This is a genomic window from Woeseia sp. D3-10, assembly GCF_055809415.1.
Window position 1 is genome coordinate 2,852,997 of the sequence record NZ_JBVVTW010000007.1, and the last position, 23,821, is coordinate 2,876,817.

The following is a 23,821-nucleotide window of genomic DNA, read 5'->3' on the forward strand; positions in this document are numbered from 1 at the left end:
GTTGATAGTAACCAAGACAAAATCCTGAGGACCAAAGATGGCTATAAATGCAATGTTGAAATCCGCTGTTAGCAACACGTTCCGGCGCTTGCCGACCGCTCTGCTGTGTATCGGCATGGCACTCCCTGGTGCGGTGTTGGCAGAGGATTTCGACATTCTTATCAAAGGTGGTGTCGTCGTGGATGGTTCCGGCGCACCACGCTTTGATGCGGATATAGCCATCCGCGGTGATCGCATCGTATTTGTAGGTAATGTGCCGGCTGATGCGACGGCTGACAAAATCATTGACGCGACGGGAAGAATCATCGCGCCCGGGTTTATCGACCCTCATTCCCATGCTGCGCCGGGCATCGAAACGGCAGAGCTTGCCGCTGCGGAGCCGATTTTGTATCAGGGAATAACCACCGTCATGATCAATCCCGACGGTGGTGGCCCGGCGGATCTCAAGCCTCAAATCAATAACATCAATCGCAACAAGCCGGGCGTGAACGTTGTACCGATGATCGGACACAACGGCGTGCGTCGGGCCGTGATGCAAACAGAGGACCGCTCGCCGACCGATTCGGAACAGGCGGAGATGGAGCGTTTGGTCAAGGAAGCTCATGAAGCCGGTGCCTTTGGCATGTCGACCGGACCGTTCTACGTGCCGGGAAAGTATTCGACGACGGAAGAGATCATCGGGCTGGCCAGGGTTGCCGCAACGTTTCCGAATTCGTTTCACATCAGTCATATCCGGGATGAGTCCAGCTATGACGTTGGCGTCATCGGTGCGATCGAAGAAGTCATTCGGATAACTCGCGAAACCAAGTTGCCGGGCGTTGTTACCCACATGAAGATGCTGGGGCCACAAGTGTGGGGCAAGTCGCAAGAAGCGATTCGCGTGATTAACGCGGCACGTGCCGAAGGGCTGCAAATCTGGGCGGACCAATACCCGTACTCGGCGTCGGGCAGCGGCTTGCAACCTGCACTGGTGCCAGGATGGGCGCAGGCGGGTGGTGAGGAAGCCATGATCGAGCGTCTTGAAGACACGGAGCAGCTCAAAGAGATACGCCCGGAAATGGCGGAGAATCTCGAGCGTCGCGCCGGCCCAAATGCGGTAATGATTCGCGACTATCCGCCAGAGCCGGAATACGTTGGCAAACGACTCGATGAGATATCAAGTCTGCGTGAAGAAGAACCGCTCGATACTGCGATAGAAATGCTTAAGAACGGTGGCGCACCGATCATTTCTTTCAATATGTACGAACACGATCTCGAAGCGATCATGCGCCAGCCCTGGACGATGACCAGTTCTGATGGTTCGTTGATTACACCTGGTGAAAGTCTGAATCACCCACGTGCCTACGGCGCGTTCCCGCGCAAGATCAAGCGTTACGTACTGGACAGCGGCATTCTGACGCTCGAACAGGCCATACATTCGTCATCGGGTTTGACGGCTGAAGTTTTCTCTATCGAAGATCGCGGGTTCATCCGGGCAGGTAACTTCGCCGACATACTGGTGATTAACCTGAATACCATCAGCGATCGTGCGACATACCAGCAGCCGGAACTTTTGTCCGAGGGCATGGACTACGTGATCGTGAACGGCAAGACGGCTATTGATGCCGGCAAACTGGTTCCGAATCGGTTCGGAAGGGTGCTGTTGCGGGACCACTAGGTGGCAGGTAGCAACAACGCGCTATCGAGTGAGGAAAGCAAGCCAGCGTCGATGCTTTCGTTTCGAGAGAGACTGGCAAGGGCGGGTAGCAGTCCACCATTCTTGTTTATCGTCGCCGTTGTGCTGGTATCCGTTTGGATATCGTCGAGTATTAACCCGACTTGGGTCGAACAAAAGACGACCTACAATGTCGAGATCGCAGACGACGGCAGTCTGACCTACCGATACAAGGGTCAAAGCACGCGCATTGATGACGTCGTGCCGTACGCGCGGTCGCCTCTGCGTCAGTCTGAGTTGGACAGACTGACGGAGGCGCCGGCGCTGGACCGTCAATGGGTGTCGGAGAGGGTGGATTCCGGCATTGATTCAACCGTCCGCTACTCGCTGCTCGAAGCCCGCTTTCATTTCGGCGTCTGGTCGTTGCTACCGGCGCTGGCGGCCATCGTGCTGTGCCTGATCACGAAAGAGGCACTCCTGTCCCTGTTTACCGGCACGGTTGTCGGCGCTTTCATGCTGGGGCGTTTCGACATCACGGACGCCGTTTTGATACCGAGCCTTGCCAGTACCAGCGCCGCATCAGTGCTGCTCTTGTACTTGTGGCTGGTTGGCGGCTTGCTGGGTATTTGGTCGAGGACAGGTGCCGCCCAGGCGTTCGCTGAGTTCATGACGCTTCATTTCGTCAAGGGGCCGCGAACCGCAAAGTTCGTGTGCTGGATGATGGGCGTGCTGTTCTTTCAAGGGGGGACGATCAGCGTTGTGCTGGTCGGCACTATCGTTAAACCGGTGGCAGACAAGGAGCGTATAAGTCACGAGGAGCTGGCGTACATTGTCGATTCCACGGCATCCCCGATCGCTTCTCTGATTGCCTTCAATGCCTGGCCTGCTTATGTGCAGGCATTGATCTTTGTGCCGGGTGTCAGCTTTCTGGCAACCGAAGATGATCGCATTCGGTTCTTCTTCGACAGCATTCCATTCAGCTTCTACAGCCTGTTCGCTGTGCTGGGTACCTTGTTGCTGTCATTTGGGGTGATGCACGTGGCCGGCCCTGGCTTGCGCCGCGCACGCGAACGCGCCCGGTCAACAGGCGAGCTGGACGCTCCCGGTGCTTTGCCGCTCAGTGCCAAAGAGATACAGATTCCCGATATACCCGAAGGCTACCGGCCTGGCCTTTCCGAGTTTTTCCTGCCATTGATTCTGCTGATCAGTATTGCGGTAGGTACCTTCATATATACAGGAACGCCACGGGTAAACTGGGGTTTCGGTGCGGCATTGATGTCGGCGGTTTGTCTCGCGTTGTTCAATGGCATGAGCTTGCGGAACGTTATCGAAGGAATAGGTTCGGGTCTGAAAGGAGTCGTGCTTGCTTCGGTCATTCTGCTCATGGCGGTTACTATTGGGGGAATTAGCCAGGAAGTCGGGGCCGGCATCTACCTGGTTGAACTGCTCGGCGACCAGATTTCTTACTGGATGTTGCCGGTAGCTCTGCAACTGATCACTATGGTCATTGCTTTTTCTGCGGGCACCAGTTGGGGCACCTACGCAATTGCTTTCCCACTCGCCATGCCGCTGGCGTGGGCCGTTGCAATGAACAGTGGTGTCAGTGACCCGGCGCTGTTCATGTCGATTTGTTTTGCGACCGTATTGAATGGCAGCGTCTACGGTGATCAGTGCTCGCCAATCTCGGATACGACGGTGCTCAGTGCAATGACGACGGGTTGCGATCTGATGGACCACGTCACTACGCAGATAGTGCCAGCAAGTATTGCGGCGGGCTTGGCAGCAATACTGTGGACAGTCCTCACCGTTACCTTGGTGTAGGGACTGTGTGGTTACCAAAGCTGTCAGCCTTCGTGACTCGATTTGATGACTTTCTTCATGAGTTGCACGAGTTTCTCCCCAAGTCGGGATAACGGGCGATCTTCGAGGAACGTGCAATATACCGTGAGCGGTGCCATATCGGCGAGCGGTCGGTAATCCAGTGACTCACTCATGTTTGCCCGGGCTGTGAACTCGTCGACGATCGCGAAACCCACGCCATGGCGGACCAAGGCGGCCGCCACATAGTAAGTTTGCACAGTGATGGATTGCCGTGGCACGGCGGGCTGGTCGTTATCTTCATTGAACAATGAACCCACGTAGCCCGAGCCGGACAGCCCTATTAGTTTGCGCGAGGCCAGCATGTCCTGGGTCAGTTTGGGTGGGGCACCGACGAAGTCCTCACGTCGAAACAAAACGACCATATTGCCCTGACCAACGCGAATGGCCTTAAGGCGCGGGTGGCTCGGGGCATCGAAGCCGATGGCCAGGTCGCAGCGGCGTTCGTAGAGTGATTTCAGAATATCCTTGTTGTGCAGTGTCTGGATGTCCAGCGACACCGCCGGTTCCAGATCGTGCAGCATTGCAACGGCAGAGGGTGCGACATCCAGACCAAGGGAGGGCAGTACCGCCAAGCGGAGTGAGCCGTCGCCATGCTTGAGGTTGGCCGTCGTCTCACGCAATGATTCGTATCGCTGATAGAGATCCTGTGCTTCCCGATAGATGACATGTGCCTCTTCGGTCGGCACGAGGCGGCCTTTGACCCTGCGAAACAAGGGCAAACCTATGCGACTTTCTGCGTGCCGCAGCACTTTGCTTACGGAAGGTTGGGAAACGTGCAACAGCCGTGCTGCTGCGCTGACTGACCCCGTTTGATAAACGGCATGGAATATTTCGATATGGCGGAGGTTCATCATGAGACGGCGATCCGAACGTTCGATGTGCACAAGCATTTAAGTCGTGTGCAGGATCATACTCTGATTGACGATCGATACTGTAGCTTGCCGGTCATTCGGAGAGTGACGACTACGGCTGATACTTGTGCACACAATGGAATGCCTTGCACGGCGTTATGGCCGCCGCTTGTGGGTGCCGAGAGTAACGGCACTTGGTATCCAGCGGATTAAGTGGCAAAGTCTTCCACAGGCATTTCAGCCACGTCAGGAAGGGGTAATTCGCGTTGTTTAACTTACCACCGTTTACTCTGGCAGTAGTTGTGGGCGTTCCTATATTCTGGATCCTCTACGGCTGCGTTTTCTGGTACATGTCCCGCCACTACAACCGCGCGGACAATGACCAATGACCATTCAGCTGGCATTCCTCCTTATTTATTTCATCGCTATGGCTGGAATTGGCGTTATTGTCATGCGCCGCAGCGGTCGAGGTACTGAAGAATTTCTGCTCGGTGGGAGATGCCTCGGACCTGGCGTTACCGCGCTCAGGCTGCAAAGTTCATCGATGTCCGGCTACATGTTTCTGGGGGCAGGATCGCTCGGCTACACCCAGGGCTATTTCGGGATGTGGTATGCACTGGGCGACATCGGCGGCGGTATTCTGAATCTCTCAGTGCTGGGCAGGAGAATGCGAAAACTGTCGCAAATTCTGGGGTCAATCACCTCCATCGAGTACCTCGAACACCGCTATCCGTCAAAATGGACTCGGGGAATTGCTGCACCGATTGCTCTTTTTTGCATCTTCTTTTATGTACTGGCTCAGTTCATTGCCGGAGGGCGAGGCCTCGAAATTGTCTCGGGTGTTTCCTATCCGGTTGCGCTTGCGGTAGCTATAGGGGTCATCGTTCTTTATACCTACCTCGGCGGCTATTTGGCGGTCGCGTACACAGACTTTGTGCAGGCCATAGTCATGCTGATTGGCATGCTGTGGGTTCTGATTGGAACCTTGCAGGCCGTTGGCGGCTTAAGCGAAGGAAATCACGCTATCGGCGTGCTCGATCCGACACTACTGACGATGTGGGGTCGCGGTCTGGCATTCGAAGGGCAGTGGGGCATCGTCATAGGGGCATTGCTGATCTTCTCAATCGGCTACATGGGTTGGCCGCACGTTGTCGTCAGTCACATGGCGATGAAGCGCCCGAGCGTCGCCAGGAAGGCGGGGATTTATTCCCTGCTCTTCAATGTGTTTTTTATCCCGGGTCCCTACCTGATTGGTTTGTTTGCACTGTTGCTGGTGCCCACACTGGCGAATCCGGAGATGGCGGTATTCGCTGTCGCCGAAGCGGTTCTGCCGCCGTTCGCTGTTGGAATCGTAATGGCAGCGATTATGGCGGCCATCATGTCGACTGCCGATGCTTTGTTGTTGCAGTCCGGGACTATCGCAAGCCAGGACATTTATGCCCGATTCATAAACAGAAACATGTCAGAACAGCAAATGGTTCGGGTGTCGCGGGTCATCGTCCTGAGCCTGGCTGTCATCGGTTATGCGATTGCTGTTGTGGAGCCACCTGCCGTCGCCAGTATCGTGATCTTTTCGACAACCGTGTTAGGTAGCGCATTCGTGCCGGCCTACGTTTGTGCTGTTTGGTGGAAGAAAGCGAATGCGGCAGGAGCAATCGCCTCCATGCTTGCTGGCACGGTTAGCTCGGTCGGCTGGGAGTTGTCCGGAATGCCAGCGCAAACCGGTCTGGACCCGATGGTCATTGGGCTGGTGTTGTCGACTACGGCGATTGTTGTGGTCAGCCTGCTTACGCAGAATTCCCATCCGGTGCCCGAGCGGATTCGACTCGCAATAGAAGAGACGGCGAAACTTTCTCCGGTACCGGCATCACTGCGCGGGGGGCAGGACGCCAGTCTGTCCGCGCAAGCAGATGTCATCGCTCGCGAACGTGGTTGATGACGCAGTACGTTTTTCAGCCCCAGCTAAGCGAGAACGATGCCTGGGGAGTAATTGAAGATCGTTTGCCGCGTATTGCGAAAACAGCCGCCGAATTACGCCACCATCCGTTTTCAGGCTTTATCCACCGTGTCTATTGCGATATGAAAGACCGGTCTCTGGGTGATGAAGTCCATACACTGGTTGACCGCTATACCGGCAAGGCCTATCTGACGCCAGTGTGGCCTCGGCTTGACGAGCTGCCGGAGCGCAGTGAGATTGGTAAAGTAGCGGACCCGGGCTGGAACTCGGTGTCCTTCGAGCAAGCTCGGCAACTTGCCGTGCAACTTCTGCGCACGGCGACGATGCGTCGACTTCGTCTGCTTCGTCGCCAGGCACCCGAAGAAAAACAAGGCTTCGAGTTAATCTGGAAACCCAACTGGGTGTTAGCCGGCCGTCATGATGGTCAGGAACTGAAAATACTGGTCGACGGTTTGAACGGATCGTACTACGTGATTGGTTCGTAAAGTTCGCAGACAAACTACGGTCTTGATACAGGCGCCCGTGCCAATCTGCAGTCAATGACGATGCTACGTCAGGAGCTGTTGCGACTGGGTCTGGATTTCTGATCGGCCAGGGCGTTGCTGCCGGACACGGAGCCGGAGACGGGTGGCCCGCTGGCATTCGTCTGGCGCGCCACTCGTAGTACGCGTGCTGCGAGACCTACGGTTGATCCCTGCAAGAGTAACGATGCAACCACGATCACGAATACGATGTTGAAGAATTCTGCGGTTACCGGGCCCGGCGTGATTACCGGGAATATCGCCAGATAGATAGGCACGGCACCGCGCAGGCCGACCCAACTGATGAAGGTTTGCTCGCGGACGCGAAAGCCAAGTGGCGCGATGCAGCTCAGTACCGCGATTGGGCGCGCGACAAAGATCAGGACGGCGGCAATGGCGAGCGCGGCGGGTAGCATACCGACCAGTGCGCTTGGCGTGACCAGCAGGCCGAGCATCAGGAACAGGACGATCTGGCTCAGCCACTGCAAACCTTCGTTGAAATGCAGAATTCGTTTTACCGGACGTTGCAGTCGCGCGGAAACGACGAGCCCGCATAAATAGATCGCGAGGAAGCCGCTGCCACCCATTAAATCGGTTCCGGCAAAGATGCTCATCGAGCCAGCCAGTGCCATAGGTGGGTAAAGGCCTTCGGACAAATCCATGCGATCGAGAATTTTCGTAAGTGCGAGTCCTCCCACGACTCCCATCAAGACGCCGAGTCCAATTTGCAGCAGTAACAACGGCGCGAAATCGCCGAGCGATGACAACGCGAAAGCTTCTCCGGAGTTCACGAGTGCAGTCAATGCAATGGTCAGGAAGATAGCCATGGGATCATTGAGACCGGATTCGAGGGTCAGTGTGTTCTGCAAGCGAGAGGGCAAGCCAATGCGGCTCTGCTGAATCAACAGGAAGGTCGCGGCCGCGTCGGTTGAGGCGACAACGGCGCCTAGCAACAAGCCAATAGCGAGCGGGACGTCCAGTATCCAGGTTGCTGCAAGCCCTACGACAGCGGCCGTGACTACCACGCCAACCGTCGCCAGCAATGTTGCCGGCAAACGTGCGCCACGTAGTTCGCGCAGGTTGGTTTCGAGGCCGCCTGCGAACAGTATGACGGCCAGTGCAACCCCGCCTATTTGGTAGGCAGCGGAGAAATTACTGAACTGCACCTGCCCTGGCCCGTCTTCGCCAGCGAGCATGCCGCCGATCAGGACCAGCAACAAAATAGGTGCGCCAAGGCGGTGCGAGATGGGAATGATCAGGAAGCCCATGAAGACAAGCAAGCTGGCAAGCAGTAGTGACTGTTCCATATTCACCTTTGATCCATATCCGGTTCCTACCTTCGCTGCAGTCTTGCTGCGAGCACTGGTTTGCAATTACCCAGTCGGTGGCTGACTGCTTTTTGTCGTTTGCTGCGAGCCTGTTCTTTTTTGCCTCGTACCTTGGTGACGCTTATTGCCGGGCAACAATAAGCTGTGTTGTGGTTTGCTCGCGCGCGCTGTTCAACGCGCGAGCCGGTCCAGCAGTTCTATGGTTTTTCTGACTCGGTCAGCGGTTAACGTTGATGACTTCAGTACCGATGTCATCGAATCATCGACTACCACAGAGGCGTCGCCAACCACTTCACGTCCGGCAGGCGTTAACGTTGCTATCGCGAGTCGTGCGTCGCGATCGCTCTTTACTGTTGTGACCATGCCGAGTTTTTCGAGTGGCCGCAGCGCGCGCGTAACACCGGATGGCGTAACTCCCATCGCGTAGGCGAGGTCGACCCGACTCGCCTGCATGTCGTGTGCTTCGGCCAGCGTACGCAGCAGTCGGTATTCAGCAAGACTGATGCCCCGGATGGCTGACAGGCTGTTGCTAAGGCGCCGCTCCAGGCGGTGCCATGCGGCAGCAAAGCTAAGGGCCAGTTGCTGCGGTTCATTGTGGATGGTTTTCATGCGAAGGATGCTAACACATACGTGACTAGTCACGCAATTGTCACGAACTTAGCATCTGCTGTTCTGGCCCGGTTTGCCGCGAGACGCTGGTCCGCCCTCGCAATTGGTCTAGCGAAACGTGCTCCGCGAACGCTGGTTCACTTTCCGCGCAACACGCCTGTGGCAGCGCTGACAACTGGCATCAGCGGTGCGACAAACACAAGGCTATTCGCCGCAATATGCTGCATTGTTTCGTTCGTCGGGCGACGATTTCCTGCGCGAGTAACAGTCCGGTGGGATCCTGTCGCAACACCTGGCCTGCGCGCTGCAGAACTTCACCGTAAGGTTGCGGCTACTTGCGTATCTCGATGCTCCAGTCGGAACCGGAACCGATGCCGTGGGTGTCGGCGAAGCTGCCCTGATTGATCGCAAGCGAAACGTCATTCAGGCTGTTCAGGTACAGAATCGGTTCGCCCAATTGTACGGCGCCAAAGGTCGTGAAGTACGGCACTTTGCCCTGCCACGCTACCTGATCGTTGTGGAGTACCCTCACGTTCAGCAGGTCACCGGGCTCTGCGCCTAGCTGCCGAAACGTGTCGCGATAGATGTTGCTCCAGACGTTGCCGAACTGGATATCGAGAATAGGGATGTTGCCGCGGATCATGCCGTCCGCGAAAGTCGCGCGTTGGTAGGGAATACTCACGACTTCATTCGCGAGTGTACGGCCAACTTGCTCAAACGAAATGATCCCTGCAGCCAGTCGTGCGCCCGTGTACGCGTATACGTCCCGGCCGTGAAACGTATACGACTCTTCAGAGTTAGCCAGGCGGTTGACGGCTTCATCGATCTCGCGCACAGCTTTGATTCCTAGCGACTCCGCAACGAAGGTCAGCGTGCCGTTGTCGGGGGTAACGAAGTAGTGCCCGGAACGGGTCTCGAGGACTACTGACTTTCGCGTCGTGCCTACGCCCGGGTCGACGACGGAGACAAAGACCGTGCCTTCAGGCCAGTACTCGGCCGCCTGCACCAGACGCAATGACGCTTCCCATATATTGAACACCGGTACGTCGTGGGTCAGGTCGTAAATGCCGAGATCTGGCGATACGCCCACAGCGACGCCTTTCATTGAGGCTACGGCGGCATCCTTGAGTCCGAAATCCGACTGCAGGACCAGCGGACTGCCGGCCCACGTTGCAGGTGACAGTAGTAATAGGGCCAATAGAATTCTTCGCTTCATTGTTGCTCCCGATATTGTATGCCTGCTGATCCTGCAGGATAGGCGACTTCAGTCTGTGCCGTCATGCAAAATTCAGTGCTGGACCGGCAGCGATGGGATTTTCCCTCGATTCGACCGACCTCTTGCCACAGCGATCTTGCCTGACCGGCGTGTGTTACCGGTTATCAGTCGCCTTCAACCGGCGAGAGAGGTATGACCGTTCAGGTCGGCATTGTGCACTTCGTGTATACCGCAACAAAAATTTTCGAGCCGGACTGATGCCTCGCGCAAAGCGGTTGGTCTGGTAGGATCACGCACAACTGATGCTGGTCAAAACCACCTGGACTCCGGCGGTACAAATTGCGACGCCGAGGCGGTCGTTGCGGCAACTTGTCGAGTGGCAGATTTTGCAGCGAAAGGCCTAACTGAACACGGATAACCCTGATATGTGCAGACAAAATTCAACAGGCACTGCTACGCCGACAATATTGATTGAGAATAGCCGGACCCGGGTTACTCGGTGGGCTTTTTCTGGGCGGGGCGATAATACAGGCTGGCATGAGCACGAATACGACTACGTTGTAGTGCCGTTGTTTGATGGTCAGCTTGAAATTGAAGATGAGAGCGGCGAGCGAGCCCAGGTACCGATGACTCACGGTGCGCCGTATTTTCGGCAAGCCGGTGTGCGCCACGACGTTATTAACGGTAACGACTTTGAGTGCGCGTTCGTGGAGGTTGAGTTTCTGGAGCAGCCAGCGACGACGCGTAGCTGACGTTGCGTGTTTTTCGGCAGGCTGGCAGAAACAGCCTGATCAGGCTCTTGCAGTGATGCCCGCAATTACCGCCGCGTGATTATCAGCAAACGGCGGGACGAGGTTGTTGCTACGTCCCGCCGTGCTTGAATACTGCAGACCGTGTGGTGTGATCTGCAGCAAGCTTACTGACCTTCGACCGATTTTCTTATGGCAGCTACTGTCAGGTCGGCACGCTTTTTCAACAGCGCCTGGCCCCATTTTCGCGATGCTTCCATGTCCGTGATGGATACGCCGTCGATGGTTGCCTTGTCAGCGGCAACCCGCGCCTGCCAGCGTACGGTCTCTGGGTCGGTCAGCATCATCAGGAAGGTGCTGGAAGGGTCGTCATGTACGCCGTCGCGTACGCCCTTCTTGGTTACACCGGCATCCAGAAGTACCTGATCGGCATCGTTCCAGCTGGCGTAGTACTCGGGGATGTAGTGTACGCGTGGCTTGCTGCCCCAGGCGGAATTCAGTTTCTCTGCGACGGATTTCAGTATTGACTGACTACTGCCGCCATTGTCACTGAGCAATACAATGTTCTCGAAACCATGCGCACGCATACTGACGGCCACGTCGGTCATGATCGCTTCGTAGGTTTCGTCACGAACGCTGATAGTGCCGACCGTATCCATGTGTCCGCTACGGGTTTCGGGGTCACCCTCGGGAACAAAGGTGTTTACAGGTGCGCACAATGCGTTGCCAAGATCACGCGCGATTGCATCGCAGGTCGCTTGCAGGACGTAGTTGTGTTTGCCCAGAGCCAGCCACGGGCCGTTGGGTTCAACGCCACCGCCAGGAATAATGATGGTGGTCTTGCCGGCGGCCATTGCGTCGCGAACGTCCATCCACGTCATTTCTTCCAGCCAGATGGTGTCGGCAGGAGGTAATGGGTTGGGTGTGTCCGCACAGTTGTAAATACTGCGCTCGCACTTGCCCCCGCCTGTCGAGCGTTGTTCTTCCATCTGTGCACATGCATTCGTGGATACTGCGAAAAAGGTGACCAGGCATAGGGAGCGTAATAACGGTGACATCAGGCGTTCCTCCGGGGTGTCAGGTAGCAAGCTCGGGAATTCGAATTATTTGAATATTTGTGAGAAAAAAGAATATTCGAGAAAAAAGAGCTTATTAATACTTCATAATTTCTTTAGAATAAAGAAAAAACACAATAGTCGTAAGATCCCTTTCCTCGTGTATCGCCACACTGCCGGCGTTTGGGTCCCTGCCTGGCGGCGGGCGATCACGCGACAGACGGACTTTGGTTAGAGCCCGCAATCTAGTTCAGGTAGGTCAAAGGCGCTACCCTAGCTGCTGTTGTGATCGCATGTGAACGAGAGGGGGAATGTTCCGAGTGGATCAACTAACAAAAAATATAATCGCGATCCTGCGGCGACACGGGCGTATCTCTTACTCTGACATTGCTCGAGAGCTGGGCACGACCCGGGACTTTGTAGCACGAACGGTCAACCCGTTAATTCAGTCCGGCGAACTTCGCATCATTGCGGGTCCGCACCCGAGAGTTTTGGGCTTGACGGTATCGGCACACTTGTCGATCAAGGTGAGCGGCAATATTGAGCCGATCCTGAGTTCGCTGGAGGAAATGGAGTCACTGGTGTTTATTTCCGTGGCGGCCGGTGCTTACCAGATTATTGCTGAGACCGGGTTGCCAAGCATGACTGAGCTCGGCCAGCAGGTCGCGACCATCCGTGCGATTGAGGGCGTTACCGACGTTCAGGTGCTTTTGTACGAGCGGATACTGAGCAGCTTTTTTCTCGGCGAAGAGCCTGAATCCTTTGACCACAACTTTGATGAAGTCGACATCAATATCATCACCTTGCTGCAGCAGGACGGTCGCGCGAGTTATGCCGACATTGCACGTAATGTTGGGCTCTCGCTCAGCGGGTGCCGGACGCGGGTCCAGCGTTTGCTGGAGTCCGGGGTGATGCAGATCGGTGCTATCAAGAAGCGCTCCGATATGACCGACGACCTTTTGTTCGGCATTGGTATTAACGTGCACGCGAACCAGACCGACGTCACCCGTCGAATTGAAGAAGAGCCCGGCCTGGAGTTCATGGCGCGCACAGTAGGGCGTTTCGACATTATCGCTACGCTGAGTTTCAACTCGCTGCGGGATTTCAACCAAATGGTTTCCCAATTGCTGGCTCTGCCTTCTGTCACGTTTTGCGAGCAATGGTTGCACGTGCAAATCGTGCGGGAGCGCTATGACCGCACTTTGGAGCACCTGAAGGTTTCCATTAGCTAGCCCGGGTTCGGGGCAGCCTGATTACTTTGGTGACGCGCTGACGGCAGAAGGGTGAGCCTCTGCCGGACTGTCCGTTGTGAGTGCCTGACGGCGTGGCGATTCAGAATTTCAAAATGCTGTCACAGTGTATCTAAAGTGATAAAACGCATTCCAAAATGCCTTCACTTGCTCAAATAATTGTTTTAGACTGGAAATAATAGAAAAAACGCAATATTGATAAGCGTGCGACTGAGCCTGTACTGGCCACGATTCAGGGGCTGGCGGCCATTGTCTTGGCGGTGGGGAATGAGGGCATTGGCTGAGGATCCCGGTAGTCACCGGGGTTCGGCGGCGGATCGGCCGGTATTACCTGCAGCGTTAATACGGTTTCTGGCAAAAGCGTTGCGGCTCGGGTAGTGGGTCAGGGATAAAGTGGCGCGGCTAATCGAAAGGGATAGCGGCGTCAGCCGAAAGTAGGGAGTTTCAGATTTTGAATTCATGGAGAACTATGGGCCGCATCCTGCACCCGTTCGCAACAGCTTGTTTGTGCCTGGCGGGAATGCTTGGCGCATCGATCACGCTGGCCGCAGACGACGTTGAGCGCGGTAAATACCTGCTGACGGCGGGCAACTGCGCTAGTTGTCATACCGTTGACGGCGGTGAGTTTATGGCGGGTGGGTTGAAGTTCGACACACCCTTCGGTGTTATCTATTCGACAAACATTACGCCGGACCCGGATACGGGGATTGGTAACTGGACGGCGGAACAGTTTCTGGCTTCCATGCGCGAAGGCGTGCGGCCGGATGGGCAACATCTGTACCCTGTCTTTCCGTACACCGCGTACACCAAGCTGACGGACGAGGATATCCTCGCGATCTTCTCCTATTTGCAAAGCATTTCGGCAGTCCGGCAGCGTACGCCGGAGAACGAGCTCTCTTTTCCATTCAATCAGCGTGCGCTGTTGTTCATGTGGAAAACGCTGTTTCTCGACGAAGGTCCTCTCGAGGCGGACGCCAATCAAAGCGACGAATGGAATCGTGGTGCTTACCTGGTTGAAGCGCTGGGGCATTGCTCGGTTTGTCATACGCCGCGCAATTTCATGGGTGCCGAAAAATCCGGTCAACGAATGACGGGTGGTACCTACAACGACAAAGTGCCGACCGGTGACGTACGCCCATGGGCGGCACCAAACCTGACTTCAGCGCAAAGCGGTCTGGGCCTTTGGCCTGTTGAGGAAATTGCCGCGTACCTGCAGCACGGCCAAAACCGGTTCGTTACTTCTTTCGGTCCGATGAATGAAGTCATTCTGAACAGTACCCGCTACCTGGATACGGCTGACGTTAATGCCATGGCGCTATACCTGAGCACTCTGGAGGCCAACGAGCAAAAAGGTGGACCCGCACCCAGTGCCGACGTCATGCGTGCAGGCGAGACTCTTTACAACGTTCATTGTGGTACTTGTCACTTGCCGACCGGTCTCGGCGGCGATGACTCCGGTCCGCAATTGGCGAACGGCAGCCTGGTCGTGCGCGCGAGCAACCCGGCATCCTTGATCAACGTCATCATGTACGGCCCGGAGTTGCCGGATCCACCGTTGCCAACCGAACGCTGGAAACCCATGGAGCCGTTCGGCGATTTGCTGTCAGACGAAGAACTCGCCGCGCTGGCCACCTTCGTTCGAAACAGCTGGGGCAATTCCGCCGGTGCCGTCAAAGCTGATCAGGTAAAGGAACACCGCTAGTGAACACCGTCATCGTGAATGGCCCGGGCAAATCGCAGGGACGGACACCGCTGTGCTGACCTGTGGCGAACTGCTGGTGCAGCTTCTGGAAGCAGCTGGCGTAAATACTGTTTTCGGCATTCCCGGCGTACACACGGTTGAGCTCTACCGTGGTTTGCCCGCGACCAAGATCCGGCATATCACGCCGCGCCACGAGCAGGGCGCGGGATTTATGGCCGACGGTTACGCGCGAGTGACGGGTCAGCCCGGCGTTTGTTTCATCATTACCGGGCCCGGCATGACCAATATCGCGACTGCAATGGGGCAGGCGTACGCTGACTCCATTCCGATGCTGGTCATCTCGAGCGTCAATAATTCCACTGAACTTGGGCTGGGCAACGGGCATTTGCACGAGCTACCGAATCAACGCAATCTGACTTCGGGCGTAACTGCGTTCAGCCACACGTTGATGACGCCGGACGAGTTGCCGGCGGTCTTGACCAGAGCATTCGCCGTTTTCTCCGGTGCGCGGCCGAGGCCTGTGCATATTGAGATACCGCTGAACGTCATTACAGCCGCTGCGGATCACGTTCTGCCGAAGTTGGGCGCACTGCCCAGCAGGCCGGCTCCGAGCCCGGCGGCAATTGCTGCCGCCTGTTCGCTCCTGCACGAGGCACGTAAGCCGGTACTTTTGCTGGGTGGCGGAGCGGCGCAGGCCAGTACGGAAGCAGTCGCACTCGCGGAAGCGCTCGACGCGCCGACTGCGATGACGATCAATGCCAAAGGCGTACTACCGAGCGGTCATCCACTCTCGCTCGGTTCAAACCAGTCTTTGCCGGCCGTTCGTGAGCTGGTTGCTGATGCCGATGTAGTACTCGCCATCGGCACTGAGCTCGGCGAGACCGACTACAACGTTACCTTTGATTCAGGTTTTCGGATTGACTGTCCCTTGATTCGAATCGACATCGACGCAGAGCAGTTGAATCGCAACTACCCGGCAGATGTCGCCATCGTCAGTGATGCAGCAATGGCCATGCAGGCTTTGTTGGCAAATCTGCCTGGGCGTGTATCGGAGGGCGAAGGAGCGAAACGTGCAACAGCGGTTCGCGAAGCGCTTGACGCGCAATGGCCGGCGAAATGGGCAGGGCAAAAGCGGATGTTCGCGATGCTCCAAAGTTTGTTGCCTGATGCCGTGTACGTTGGTGACTCGACACAAACGGTGTATTCCGGAAATCATTTGTTTGAAGCAAGTCAGCCGCGATCCTGGTTCAACGCGTCAACCGGTTACGGCACCTTGGGTTACGGTTTGCCGGCCGCAATTGGCGCCAAGCTTGCGCATCCCGAGCGTCCGGTTATTGCCCTGGTGGGTGATGGTGGTTTGCAGTTTACGATGACTGAACTGGCCGCAGCCGTTGAGGCGGAGGCGCCTGTCATCGTGTTGCTGTGGAATAACCACGGCTACGGTGAAATCAAGCGCTACATGCTCGATCGAGATCTGCCGACAATTGGCGTTGATATCTATACGCCGGACTTTATAACTATCGCCCGTGGCTTCGGCTGTCACGCCGAAACGGCAACAAGTTTCGAACATCTGGGAGAGCTTGTGGAGGCGGCGTCGACGGCAGATCGGCCGACGATCATCGAGTTACTTGAGGACGCCGATTTCCTTCAATAAGGCGGCAGTGTTGTCCGCTCCGATCAGGGAGCGTCGCCATCCAGCGGAGTCAATACGCGCCATTCACAGCAGGGTAACGTGATCGCGATAAATCGTTTCTCGACGTACCCGGGTGATTTCAAGTGGCGCAATAGGGGCAGCCGGCAGGCCCGTAGGGTCCTGTGCTGCCTGGACGGTGATCAAACAACGTCACTCAGGGAAAACGCCCTGCGTGACGTTGCTGCGGGGCTAAGGCAGTTCGGACCGGTTAACCGATTTTCCACGCAGGAAAACCGCTTCGATTGTGCGGGTGTTCGTAATGTCATCCAGCGGGTTGTGACGTAGCACCACGAAGTCAGCAGACATTCCGGGTGCCAGGGTGCCACGATCCGTAAGCTGCAGGAACGCGGCCGCATTTCGGGTTGCCGACAGCATGACTTCCAGCGGACTCATACCGGCGGCGACCATGTCTGCCATTTCATCATGAACAGACCACGGTTTGTCGCCACCTGGAAAATCAAAACTGGTGTCTGTGCCGAGAACTATGGGCGTGCCGTGCGCGTGCATGCGTAGCAGATTGCGTGCCTGCAGGTTAAAAAGTTCTTGTGCGTCCGCGTCTTTCTTGCTGCTCTGCTCAAGCTCTTCAATTTCCGTCGCTGAAACCAACGGTGCCAGCCACTGGTAACTTGTGGCCACGCCGCGTGCCGGCAAATTCGGATTCAGAACCACCGGGTATTGAGCCAGGAGTTCCATGAACTCGTCGTCGATATCACGGTCACGTATGCCATGCGCGAATGCATCGACGCCTGCCCGCAAAAGGCCCTTGGCATCGCTCAGCTCGAACACGTGCGCCGTTACCAGTCGATCGCTTGCATGGGCTTCAGTAATTACTGCGCTGTACAGCGTGCTATCCAGTTTCGGGAAGCGATCATTTCTGTCATCAACCCAGATTTTGATCAGGTCGACACCGCGCGCGACGTTGTCCCGGACCGCGTTTCGTCCTTCCTCTGGGGTGGTAATCCAGATAGGTGCCGTTTCTCGTCCGACTTCAGGTGCGGTAATGCCGCGGCCTGCGGTGAGAATGCGGGCCGCACCGTCGACGGGCTGGTCGCGAACCGCGAAGGCGGCATCGCTGGTATCAACGCCCAGACTGGCGACAGTGCCGACGCCGAATACAGCAAGCCGGCGAAGGTCGCGTATCAGGCTGTCGCGTGCCTGGTTGGTGTGCGCGTGCGTGTCGATGAATGCCGGGACGATCGTCATGCCCTGGGCATTGATACGTTCCGCGCCCGGCGGCACGCCGACCTCAGTGCCAACCTGCAGTATCGTATCGCCGCTTATCAGAAGCGTGGCAGACTCGATGGTGCCCAGCTCCGTTGCCGTTACCACGCGCACGTTCTCGAATGCGGTTAACGACGCAGGTCTCGCATCCACTCTGTCGTCAGCCGCGCTGCCAGACGCGAACAAGCCGAGTGCGGCAGACGCGAGTAAAGCGGCCAGCACGTACGCAGGTTTACCTGCCGTGCGGATCATTTGCGTTGCCCGGTCAGCGCGGGGCTGAATACCATCAGGCTCAGAATTTCGAACAACAATTGCGAACCTATGTGTGCAGTATTCGTTGTAGCATCGTATTGCGGTGCGACTTCAACAACGTCACCGCCGACGATATTGAGGCCTTTCAGGCCGCGTAGAATCTGAATTGCTTCGCGACTACTCATGCCGCCAACTTCGGGTGTGCCGGTGCCGGGCGCAAATGCCGGGTCCAGCGCATCCACGTCAAACGTGACGTATACGGGGCCGTCGCCGACGACTTCTCTGGCTTTAGCGATAACAGCATCACAGCCCAACCGGTTTATGTCTTCGATATGCATGACGGTCATGCCGGCATCTTCAGAGAACTCCCACAGGTACTCGGAGGAGCCACGAATGCCAATCTGAATTGAGCGTGTCGGGTCGAGAACGCCATCAAGCACGGCATTACGAAACGGGCCGCCGTGATGGAATTTCGAGCCATCGTATTCGCCGCCGGTATCGCAGTGGGCGTCAAAGTGAATCATGCCTACCGGTTGATCGCTGCCGAATGCGCGCAAGATCGGGTGCGTGACCGAGTGATCACCACCGACTGCCAGCGGCACAACACCCGCTTTAATAATGCGTGTGAAATACGACTCAATGTCTTCGTGGCAATTCTCGAGAGAGAAGCGGCTGCGAAACGGAACGTCGCCAATATCACCGACGCGCAGGTCGCTGACCGGCATACAGTCAAGCTCGTGATTGTAAGGGCCGATGCGCTCGATAGTGCGCATTGCACGTGGTCCGAAACGGGCTCCAGGACGGTTGCTTACACCAAGGTCCATAGGTACGCCGACTAACGCCACCTGCAGATTTTCGAAGTCTTCGCTGTTGGCAGCGTTCGGCATGTACGGAGCTGACAGCAGTGTCGAGATTCCGGCGTAGGGCGCATTGCGTGTGCCTTCCGCGTTGAAGAGCTTCTCAGATACTTTTTGAAATATCGGATTAAGTTCTTTCTCGCTGTGGCCGTCTGTGTACTTGGAACGTAGTCGATCCAGGTTCTTGCGATCCATTCTGTGATCCTTAACTTTTCTCAATGCAAGCGGCGTTACAGCCGATTCGAATTTGCGGTGAGTGCCGCTTGCAGGATTTTTCTTCAGGCAGCGTCTTGCGCAACCGCTGAACGCTGTGTAAGCAGACTGACAATAACGAAGCTCGCCAGGCCGATTGCGAGGCTGTAATAAATCGGCGTGTTGGCATCGACACCGTCGCGGAACATAAATACTGCGGCGGTAATGAAGCCGAGTGACATGCTGGCAGTCGCGCCAGCCGGTGTTGCTGCACGCCAGAAGATTGCGCCGATAAGCGGAATCAACATTCCGCCAACCAGCAAATTATAGGCAAGCGCCAGCGCGCTAAGTACATCGTCCACAACCAGGGCGACGACTAGCACGAGCACGCCTGTAATCATTGTGCCGATTCGGTTGATTCGTAAGCCGGACGCTTGACCACCACGGAAGCGCGGCAGCAGGTCTTCTGTAAATGTACTTGATGCCGCCAACAATCCAGCGCTGGCGGTGGACATCATGGCGGCCATCGCCGCGGCGATAACGATGCTGCGGACGCCTTCCGGCAAGCTGGCCTGAATGACCGCCGCGTAAGCGTTGTTCACGTCAGCGAGGTCGGGCAGCAATACTTTGGCACTCATGCCGATGACGGCGGCCGCAAGTCCGTAAAGGATGCAGTACAGGCCCGAGATACTGCCTGCATAGCGAGCGATCTTCGGAGTACGGGCGGTAAACACACGCTGCCAGATGTCCTGTCCAATCAATACGCCGAATGTGTATATAAGAATATAGGTAATGATCGTGTCAGTGCCGATGGCGGTGAAGCTGAAGGCTGATTCAGGCAGTACCGCCATCAGCTCGTCCCAGCCACCTGCCTGGCCCAGTGACATTGGCAACAACAGGAAGAACATGCCCACTGTAGCAATGATGAACTGGACCATGTCCGTCAATGTCAGCGCCCACATGCCGCCGATCGTCGAGTAGACAACGACAATGCCGCCGCTCAGGAGGATGGCTGACCAAAGGGGCAGGCCAAGGGAATACTTGCAGGATCGTCCCAATTCCCAGTGTCGACACAACGCCAATCATCAGTGCATAGGCAAACATGATGACGGCACTGAGTTGTCGGGTGATGGGGTTGTAGCGGCGTTCCAGTACTTGCGTCACTGTGAAGATGCGCAGTTTCATCAGTGGTTCCGCGAGGAACAGGTTGAGCAGGACGATGCCGATACCCAGTGAAGCACACAGCCAGACGCCGGAAATACCGTGCACGTAGCCAAGACGTACGCCGCCAATGGTGGCGGCGCCACCCAAAACCGTCGCGGCCATCGTACCCATGTATAATGACGGCCCAAGATTGCGGCCAGCGACAAGGTAGTCTTCCTGGGAGTCTGAGCGGCGCATACCGATCCAGCCTAACGTCAACATTCCTACCGCATACAGAACGATAACCACGATATCTACTAGCATCTATTAATCCCCCCGCAGGATTGTAATTGCCATCGGCTGTGCGTTGTCTCGCATGGCCTGGCTTTTCTCGTTGTCCAAATGCACGCCACAAGGATTGCTTCTGTGGGTGGAGTGAAGTGTGCGTGTGAATCTATAGCCACGGTGCTGAGCGGTCAAAGGTACTGCCAGACTCTGTCAGGGTGCTGACCCGGTGAGCTACGGTGCTGCACGTTCTGTACTGCCACGAATTGTTGCAATTTGTTTAATAAAGTCTAGTATGGTCGCATAATCGTTGGTGAACTGCACAAATAATTTGCCAAAGTTTACAAAAAAGCACGAAATAACGCATAAGTATTTCCAAACGGGGGTCGAAAGATGGAGATTGAACGGATGGCGGCAACGCCTTTACTTACAGATGCTGCGCGCAAGGCGAGCTCGGTCGGGTCAACGACTCGCCTGTTGTCCGCCGTCGCAGTGTCGCTTGCTGTAGCGGCAGGCGGCAGCAGCGCAGCGCTGGCACAGCAGCCCGCAGGCGCTGCTATAGAGGAAGTGGTCGTCACCGGCAGCCGCATTGTTCGGGATGGTTACGATTCGCCGACACCGACGACGGTCGTAGGCAGCGAGCAAATTCAAAGTCAGGCAGCACCAAACCTGATTGACTATCTGACCAACCTGCCAAGTTTTGCCGGCAACTACACGCCACAAAGCAGCAGCCAGAACGTCAGTTCAGGCGCAGCCGGCACATCGTCAGTGAATCTTCGCAATCTGGGCACCAACCGGACCCTGGTCCTGCTTGATGGACAGCGTTCTGTGCCGTCAACCATTACCGGCCTCGTTGATGTCAACACGATCCCTCAGCAGCTGATCGAACGCGTTGAAGTGGTAACCGGCGGCGCGTCTGCCGCGTACGGTTCAGATGCAGTCAGCGGCGTCGTCAACTTCATTCTTGATAAAGACTACGTTGGCTTTAAATCCGAACTGTCCGGCGGCATCACCAGTTACGGCGACAATGGCAACTTCAGTGTCGCGATGACAGCAGGCACCGAATTTGCGAACGGCCGCGGGCATTTCATTATCAGTGGTCAGGAAAAACGTCAGCACGGCATCATCACCGGCGACCGTCCCTGGAACCTGCAGGGCTGGCAGATCATCAACAATCCGGACTACACCGATACGAATGGACAGCCACGCCGGTTGCTCCTGTCGGAGATCGCTCCGTCCAACGCGACACCTGGCGGCCTGATCGTCGACGGCCCGCTGCGTGGAGTTGCATTTGGTGAAGGCGGCACACCTTACCAGTTCCAGTTTGGCCCGCTGATTTCCGGCAGTGCCATGCAGGGTGGCGACTGGGAAGACAGTTCGTTGCACCTGGTTGGCCAGTCTATCGAGCCACGCATAGGCAGTCGCAACCTGTTTGCGCGCGCCAGCTTCGAATTGACTGACGCGACTGAGATTTACTTCCAGTCCAGCTGGTACAAGAACAGCAACTACTCGCACGCCTACCCGAACGACGGTTACTTCGGTGGCTTGATGATTCAGGCTGATAACCCGTTCATACCGGCGAGTGTTGCTGCGCAGATTGCGACCCTCGGTATTACCGAGTTTGAAATGGGTCATTCATTGCGCGACATGGGTACTGTGACGATCGATACGGGCCGCGTAGTAACGCGTAACGTTTTGGGTATCACCGGTGACTTCAACGCGTTTGGTTCATCCTGGGGCTGGGATGCTTATTACCAGTACGGCGTATCTGAAGGTTCCGAGTCAGCGTACAACTCGTCCAACCTGGTCGCTGTTGACGAAGCTATGGATTCCGTTATTGATCCGGGTACCGGTGCCATTGTCTGTCGTTCAAGCCTGACCGATCCGGGTAATGGCTGCGTTCCTTACAACCCGTTTGGTATCGGCGTGAACACGTCGGCTGCGCTGAACTATGTCGTTGGCGATGTTTCGCATCGTGATCAGAAGTTTGTTCAGGAATCAGCCGGTGTAGCCGTGCAGGGCGCGCCGTTCACGAACTGGGCTGGCGACGTATCGTTTGCAACCGGTCTGGAATACCGCAAGGAAGAGTCATCGGGTGTATCTACCGAACTTGACCTGCAGCGTGTGTTCTTTGCGGGCAACTATCGGCCGACCTTTGGCGAATACGACGTTACCGAGCTGTTCATGGAAACAATCGTACCGCTGGCTGTTAACCAGTCCTGGGCACGCGCTCTCGACCTGAACGCCGCCGTGCGCTTCACCGACTACAGTACCTCTGGTTCTGTTGAGACGTGGAAAGCCGGTCTGACGTACATGCCAATCGACTCGCTGACACTGCGTACCACCGTGTCACGTGATATTCGTGCGCCTAACCTGAGTGACCTGTTCAATGCCGGCCTCAGCGTCAACCAGAACGTCATCGACAATGCGACGGGCAATTCAGTAACCACCGAGAACATCACCGGCGGTAACACTGCTCTGCGACCTGAAATTGCTGATTCTTTTGGTATCGGCCTCGTGTTCCAGCCCGAGTTCCTGCAGGGCTTCAGCGCTTCAGCTGATTACTGGGAAATCGATCTGTCCGACGCTATCAACACCGTTTCGGCGCAGAACATTGTCGACCTCTGCTTCCAGGGCAACGCGGATTTCTGTGCGGCCATCAACAATGGCAGCCCACTGCGCGAGACGACGGGTTCGGATCGAAACACGATTCGCATCCAGCCGTTTAACCTTGCACAGCAGCTCGCTAGCGGTGTAGATATCGAGGCGTCCTACGCATTGCCAACACCTGTATTTGGTGGCGATATCGGCATGCGTTTCCTGGCGACTCACTTCATCGAGAATTATCGCGATGATACGTTGACCCAGCCTACCGATACCGTTGGTGAGAACCGTGGTAGCGGACCACCGGACTGGCGTTGGAATGCGTCTCTGAACTACAGCAAGGAAACCTTCTCGGCCACCTTGAGCGCCCGTGGCCTCAGCGACGGCGTATTCAGCAATACGCAGATCGAGTGTGTTTCCGGTTGTCCGGTATCGACGATTGCCAACCCGACGATCAACGTGAACCACCTGTCAGGTGCAACTTACTTTGATCTGGCGTTAAGCAAGACAACCTACGCCGGGCAGGACAAGGGCATCGAAGTCCAGTGGTTCCTGAACGTGAAGAACCTTGCGAACAAGGATCCGGTACTGGCTGTCGGCGGTCCTGGCGGTATTCCGTACGACACCGTCTCGACCAACCAGGCTAACTACGATGCACAGGGCCGGGTATTCCGGGCTGGTGTTCGGGTGTCTTTGTAAGTGATTGATTAGATTGGCCGTCTGGCGTAGCAAGGGGTTGCGCCAGACGGACCATTCTAGGCCGGTCGCACATTGCGATTTGTTTTTCTTCGCGTAGTATCA

16 protein-coding genes and 1 pseudogene are annotated in these 23,821 nt (G+C 56.3%); 9 read left to right on the forward strand and 8 right to left on the reverse strand.

Translation table 11 applies throughout. The features are described from left to right. Positions 1 to 37 precede the first annotated feature (37 nt). Positions 38 to 1,657, forward strand: coding sequence for an N-acyl-D-amino-acid deacylase family protein (locus AC0L8N_RS13010; RefSeq protein ID WP_473668110.1), 1,620 nt, complete (start codon positions 38 to 40; stop codon positions 1,655 to 1,657). Continuing rightward, entirely contained in the window at positions 1,658 to 3,475 is a 1,818-nt protein-coding gene (locus tag AC0L8N_RS13015; RefSeq protein ID WP_473668111.1) for a Na+/H+ antiporter NhaC family protein, read from the forward strand. A 23-nt stretch (positions 3,476 to 3,498) separates the two neighbouring features. Here the strand turns inward: AC0L8N_RS13015 and AC0L8N_RS13020 are convergent, their stop codons facing one another. Continuing rightward, positions 3,499 to 4,389, reverse strand: a complete 891-nt coding sequence (locus tag AC0L8N_RS13020) for a LysR family transcriptional regulator (protein ID WP_473668112.1) — start codon at positions 4,387 to 4,389, stop codon at positions 3,499 to 3,501. 382 nt (positions 4,390 to 4,771) lie between these two features. Between AC0L8N_RS13020 and AC0L8N_RS13025 the strand changes: the two genes are divergently transcribed. Together AC0L8N_RS13025 and AC0L8N_RS13030 are read left to right on the forward strand one after the other, a co-directional pair. After that, positions 4,772 to 6,322 (forward strand): sodium/proline symporter, encoded by a 1,551-nt coding sequence (locus AC0L8N_RS13025; protein WP_473668113.1) that lies wholly within the window; start codon positions 4,772 to 4,774, stop codon positions 6,320 to 6,322. Further along, positions 6,322 to 6,828: a hypothetical protein gene (locus AC0L8N_RS13030; protein ID WP_473668114.1), complete on the forward strand. Its 507-nt coding sequence runs from the start codon at positions 6,322 to 6,324 to the stop codon at positions 6,826 to 6,828. Before AC0L8N_RS13025 ends, AC0L8N_RS13030 begins: the two co-directional genes overlap by 1 nt. A gap of 68 nt (positions 6,829 to 6,896) precedes the next feature. Here the strand turns inward: AC0L8N_RS13030 and AC0L8N_RS13035 are convergent, their stop codons facing one another. The 3 genes from AC0L8N_RS13035 to AC0L8N_RS13045 form a co-directional block, all read right to left on the reverse strand. Then, positions 6,897 to 8,171, reverse strand: coding sequence for a potassium/proton antiporter (locus AC0L8N_RS13035; protein ID WP_473670155.1), 1,275 nt, complete (start codon positions 8,169 to 8,171; stop codon positions 6,897 to 6,899). A gap of 192 nt (positions 8,172 to 8,363) precedes the next feature. Next, positions 8,364 to 8,801, reverse strand: a complete 438-nt coding sequence (locus AC0L8N_RS13040; RefSeq protein WP_473668115.1) for a MarR family winged helix-turn-helix transcriptional regulator — start codon at positions 8,799 to 8,801, stop codon at positions 8,364 to 8,366. A gap of 331 nt (positions 8,802 to 9,132) precedes the next feature. Further along, positions 9,133 to 10,017: an SAM hydrolase/SAM-dependent halogenase family protein gene (locus AC0L8N_RS13045; RefSeq protein ID WP_473668116.1), complete on the reverse strand. Its 885-nt coding sequence runs from the start codon at positions 10,015 to 10,017 to the stop codon at positions 9,133 to 9,135. Positions 10,018 to 10,442: 425 nt separating this feature from the next. On the opposite strand from AC0L8N_RS13045, the gene AC0L8N_RS13050 reads away from it, so the two are divergent. Continuing rightward, positions 10,443 to 10,769 carry a cupin domain-containing protein gene (locus AC0L8N_RS13050; protein ID WP_473668117.1) on the forward strand — a complete coding sequence of 109 codons (327 nt, stop codon included), beginning with the start codon at positions 10,443 to 10,445 and terminating at the stop codon, positions 10,767 to 10,769. Between the two features lie 164 nt (positions 10,770 to 10,933). On the opposite strand, the gene AC0L8N_RS13055 is transcribed toward AC0L8N_RS13050, so the two are convergent. Then, complete coding sequence (locus AC0L8N_RS13055) at positions 10,934 to 11,824, reverse strand: creatininase family protein (protein WP_473668118.1); 891 nt, start codon at positions 11,822 to 11,824, stop codon at positions 10,934 to 10,936. 317 nt (positions 11,825 to 12,141) lie between these two features. Here AC0L8N_RS13055 and AC0L8N_RS13060 point away from each other — a divergent pair, with 317 nt between their 5' ends. From AC0L8N_RS13060 to AC0L8N_RS13070, 3 genes are all read left to right on the forward strand, one after another. After that, a complete protein-coding gene (locus AC0L8N_RS13060) occupies positions 12,142 to 13,053 on the forward strand; it encodes an Lrp/AsnC family transcriptional regulator (RefSeq protein ID WP_473668119.1) in 912 nt (303 codons plus the stop codon). Between the two features lie 469 nt (positions 13,054 to 13,522). Continuing rightward, a complete protein-coding gene (locus AC0L8N_RS13065) occupies positions 13,523 to 14,773 on the forward strand; it encodes a cytochrome c (RefSeq protein ID WP_473668120.1) in 1,251 nt (416 codons plus the stop codon). Between the two features lie 52 nt (positions 14,774 to 14,825). After that, complete coding sequence (locus AC0L8N_RS13070) at positions 14,826 to 16,427, forward strand: 5-guanidino-2-oxopentanoate decarboxylase (RefSeq protein WP_473668121.1); 1,602 nt, start codon at positions 14,826 to 14,828, stop codon at positions 16,425 to 16,427. 228 nt (positions 16,428 to 16,655) lie between these two features. Here AC0L8N_RS13070 and AC0L8N_RS13075 read toward each other — a convergent pair whose 3' ends face one another. The 3 genes and pseudogenes from AC0L8N_RS13075 to AC0L8N_RS13085 all read right to left on the reverse strand — a co-directional run bounded on the left by AC0L8N_RS13075 (position 16,656) and on the right by AC0L8N_RS13085 (position 20,455). Continuing rightward, complete coding sequence (locus AC0L8N_RS13075; RefSeq protein WP_473668122.1) at positions 16,656 to 17,939, reverse strand: amidohydrolase family protein; 1,284 nt, start codon at positions 17,937 to 17,939, stop codon at positions 16,656 to 16,658. Then, complete coding sequence (speB, locus tag AC0L8N_RS13080) at positions 17,936 to 18,991, reverse strand: agmatinase (protein WP_473668123.1); 1,056 nt, start codon at positions 18,989 to 18,991, stop codon at positions 17,936 to 17,938. Before speB ends, AC0L8N_RS13075 begins: the two co-directional genes overlap by 4 nt. Positions 18,992 to 19,074: 83 nt before the next feature. Further along, positions 19,075 to 20,455, reverse strand: a pseudogene (locus tag AC0L8N_RS13085) (sodium:solute symporter family protein). Positions 20,456 to 20,809: 354 nt separating this feature from the next. On the opposite strand from AC0L8N_RS13085, the gene AC0L8N_RS13090 reads away from it, so the two are divergent. Continuing rightward, entirely contained in the window at positions 20,810 to 23,719 is a 2,910-nt protein-coding gene (locus AC0L8N_RS13090; RefSeq protein WP_473668124.1) for a TonB-dependent receptor plug domain-containing protein, read from the forward strand. The last annotated feature ends 102 nt before the right edge of the window (positions 23,720 to 23,821 follow it).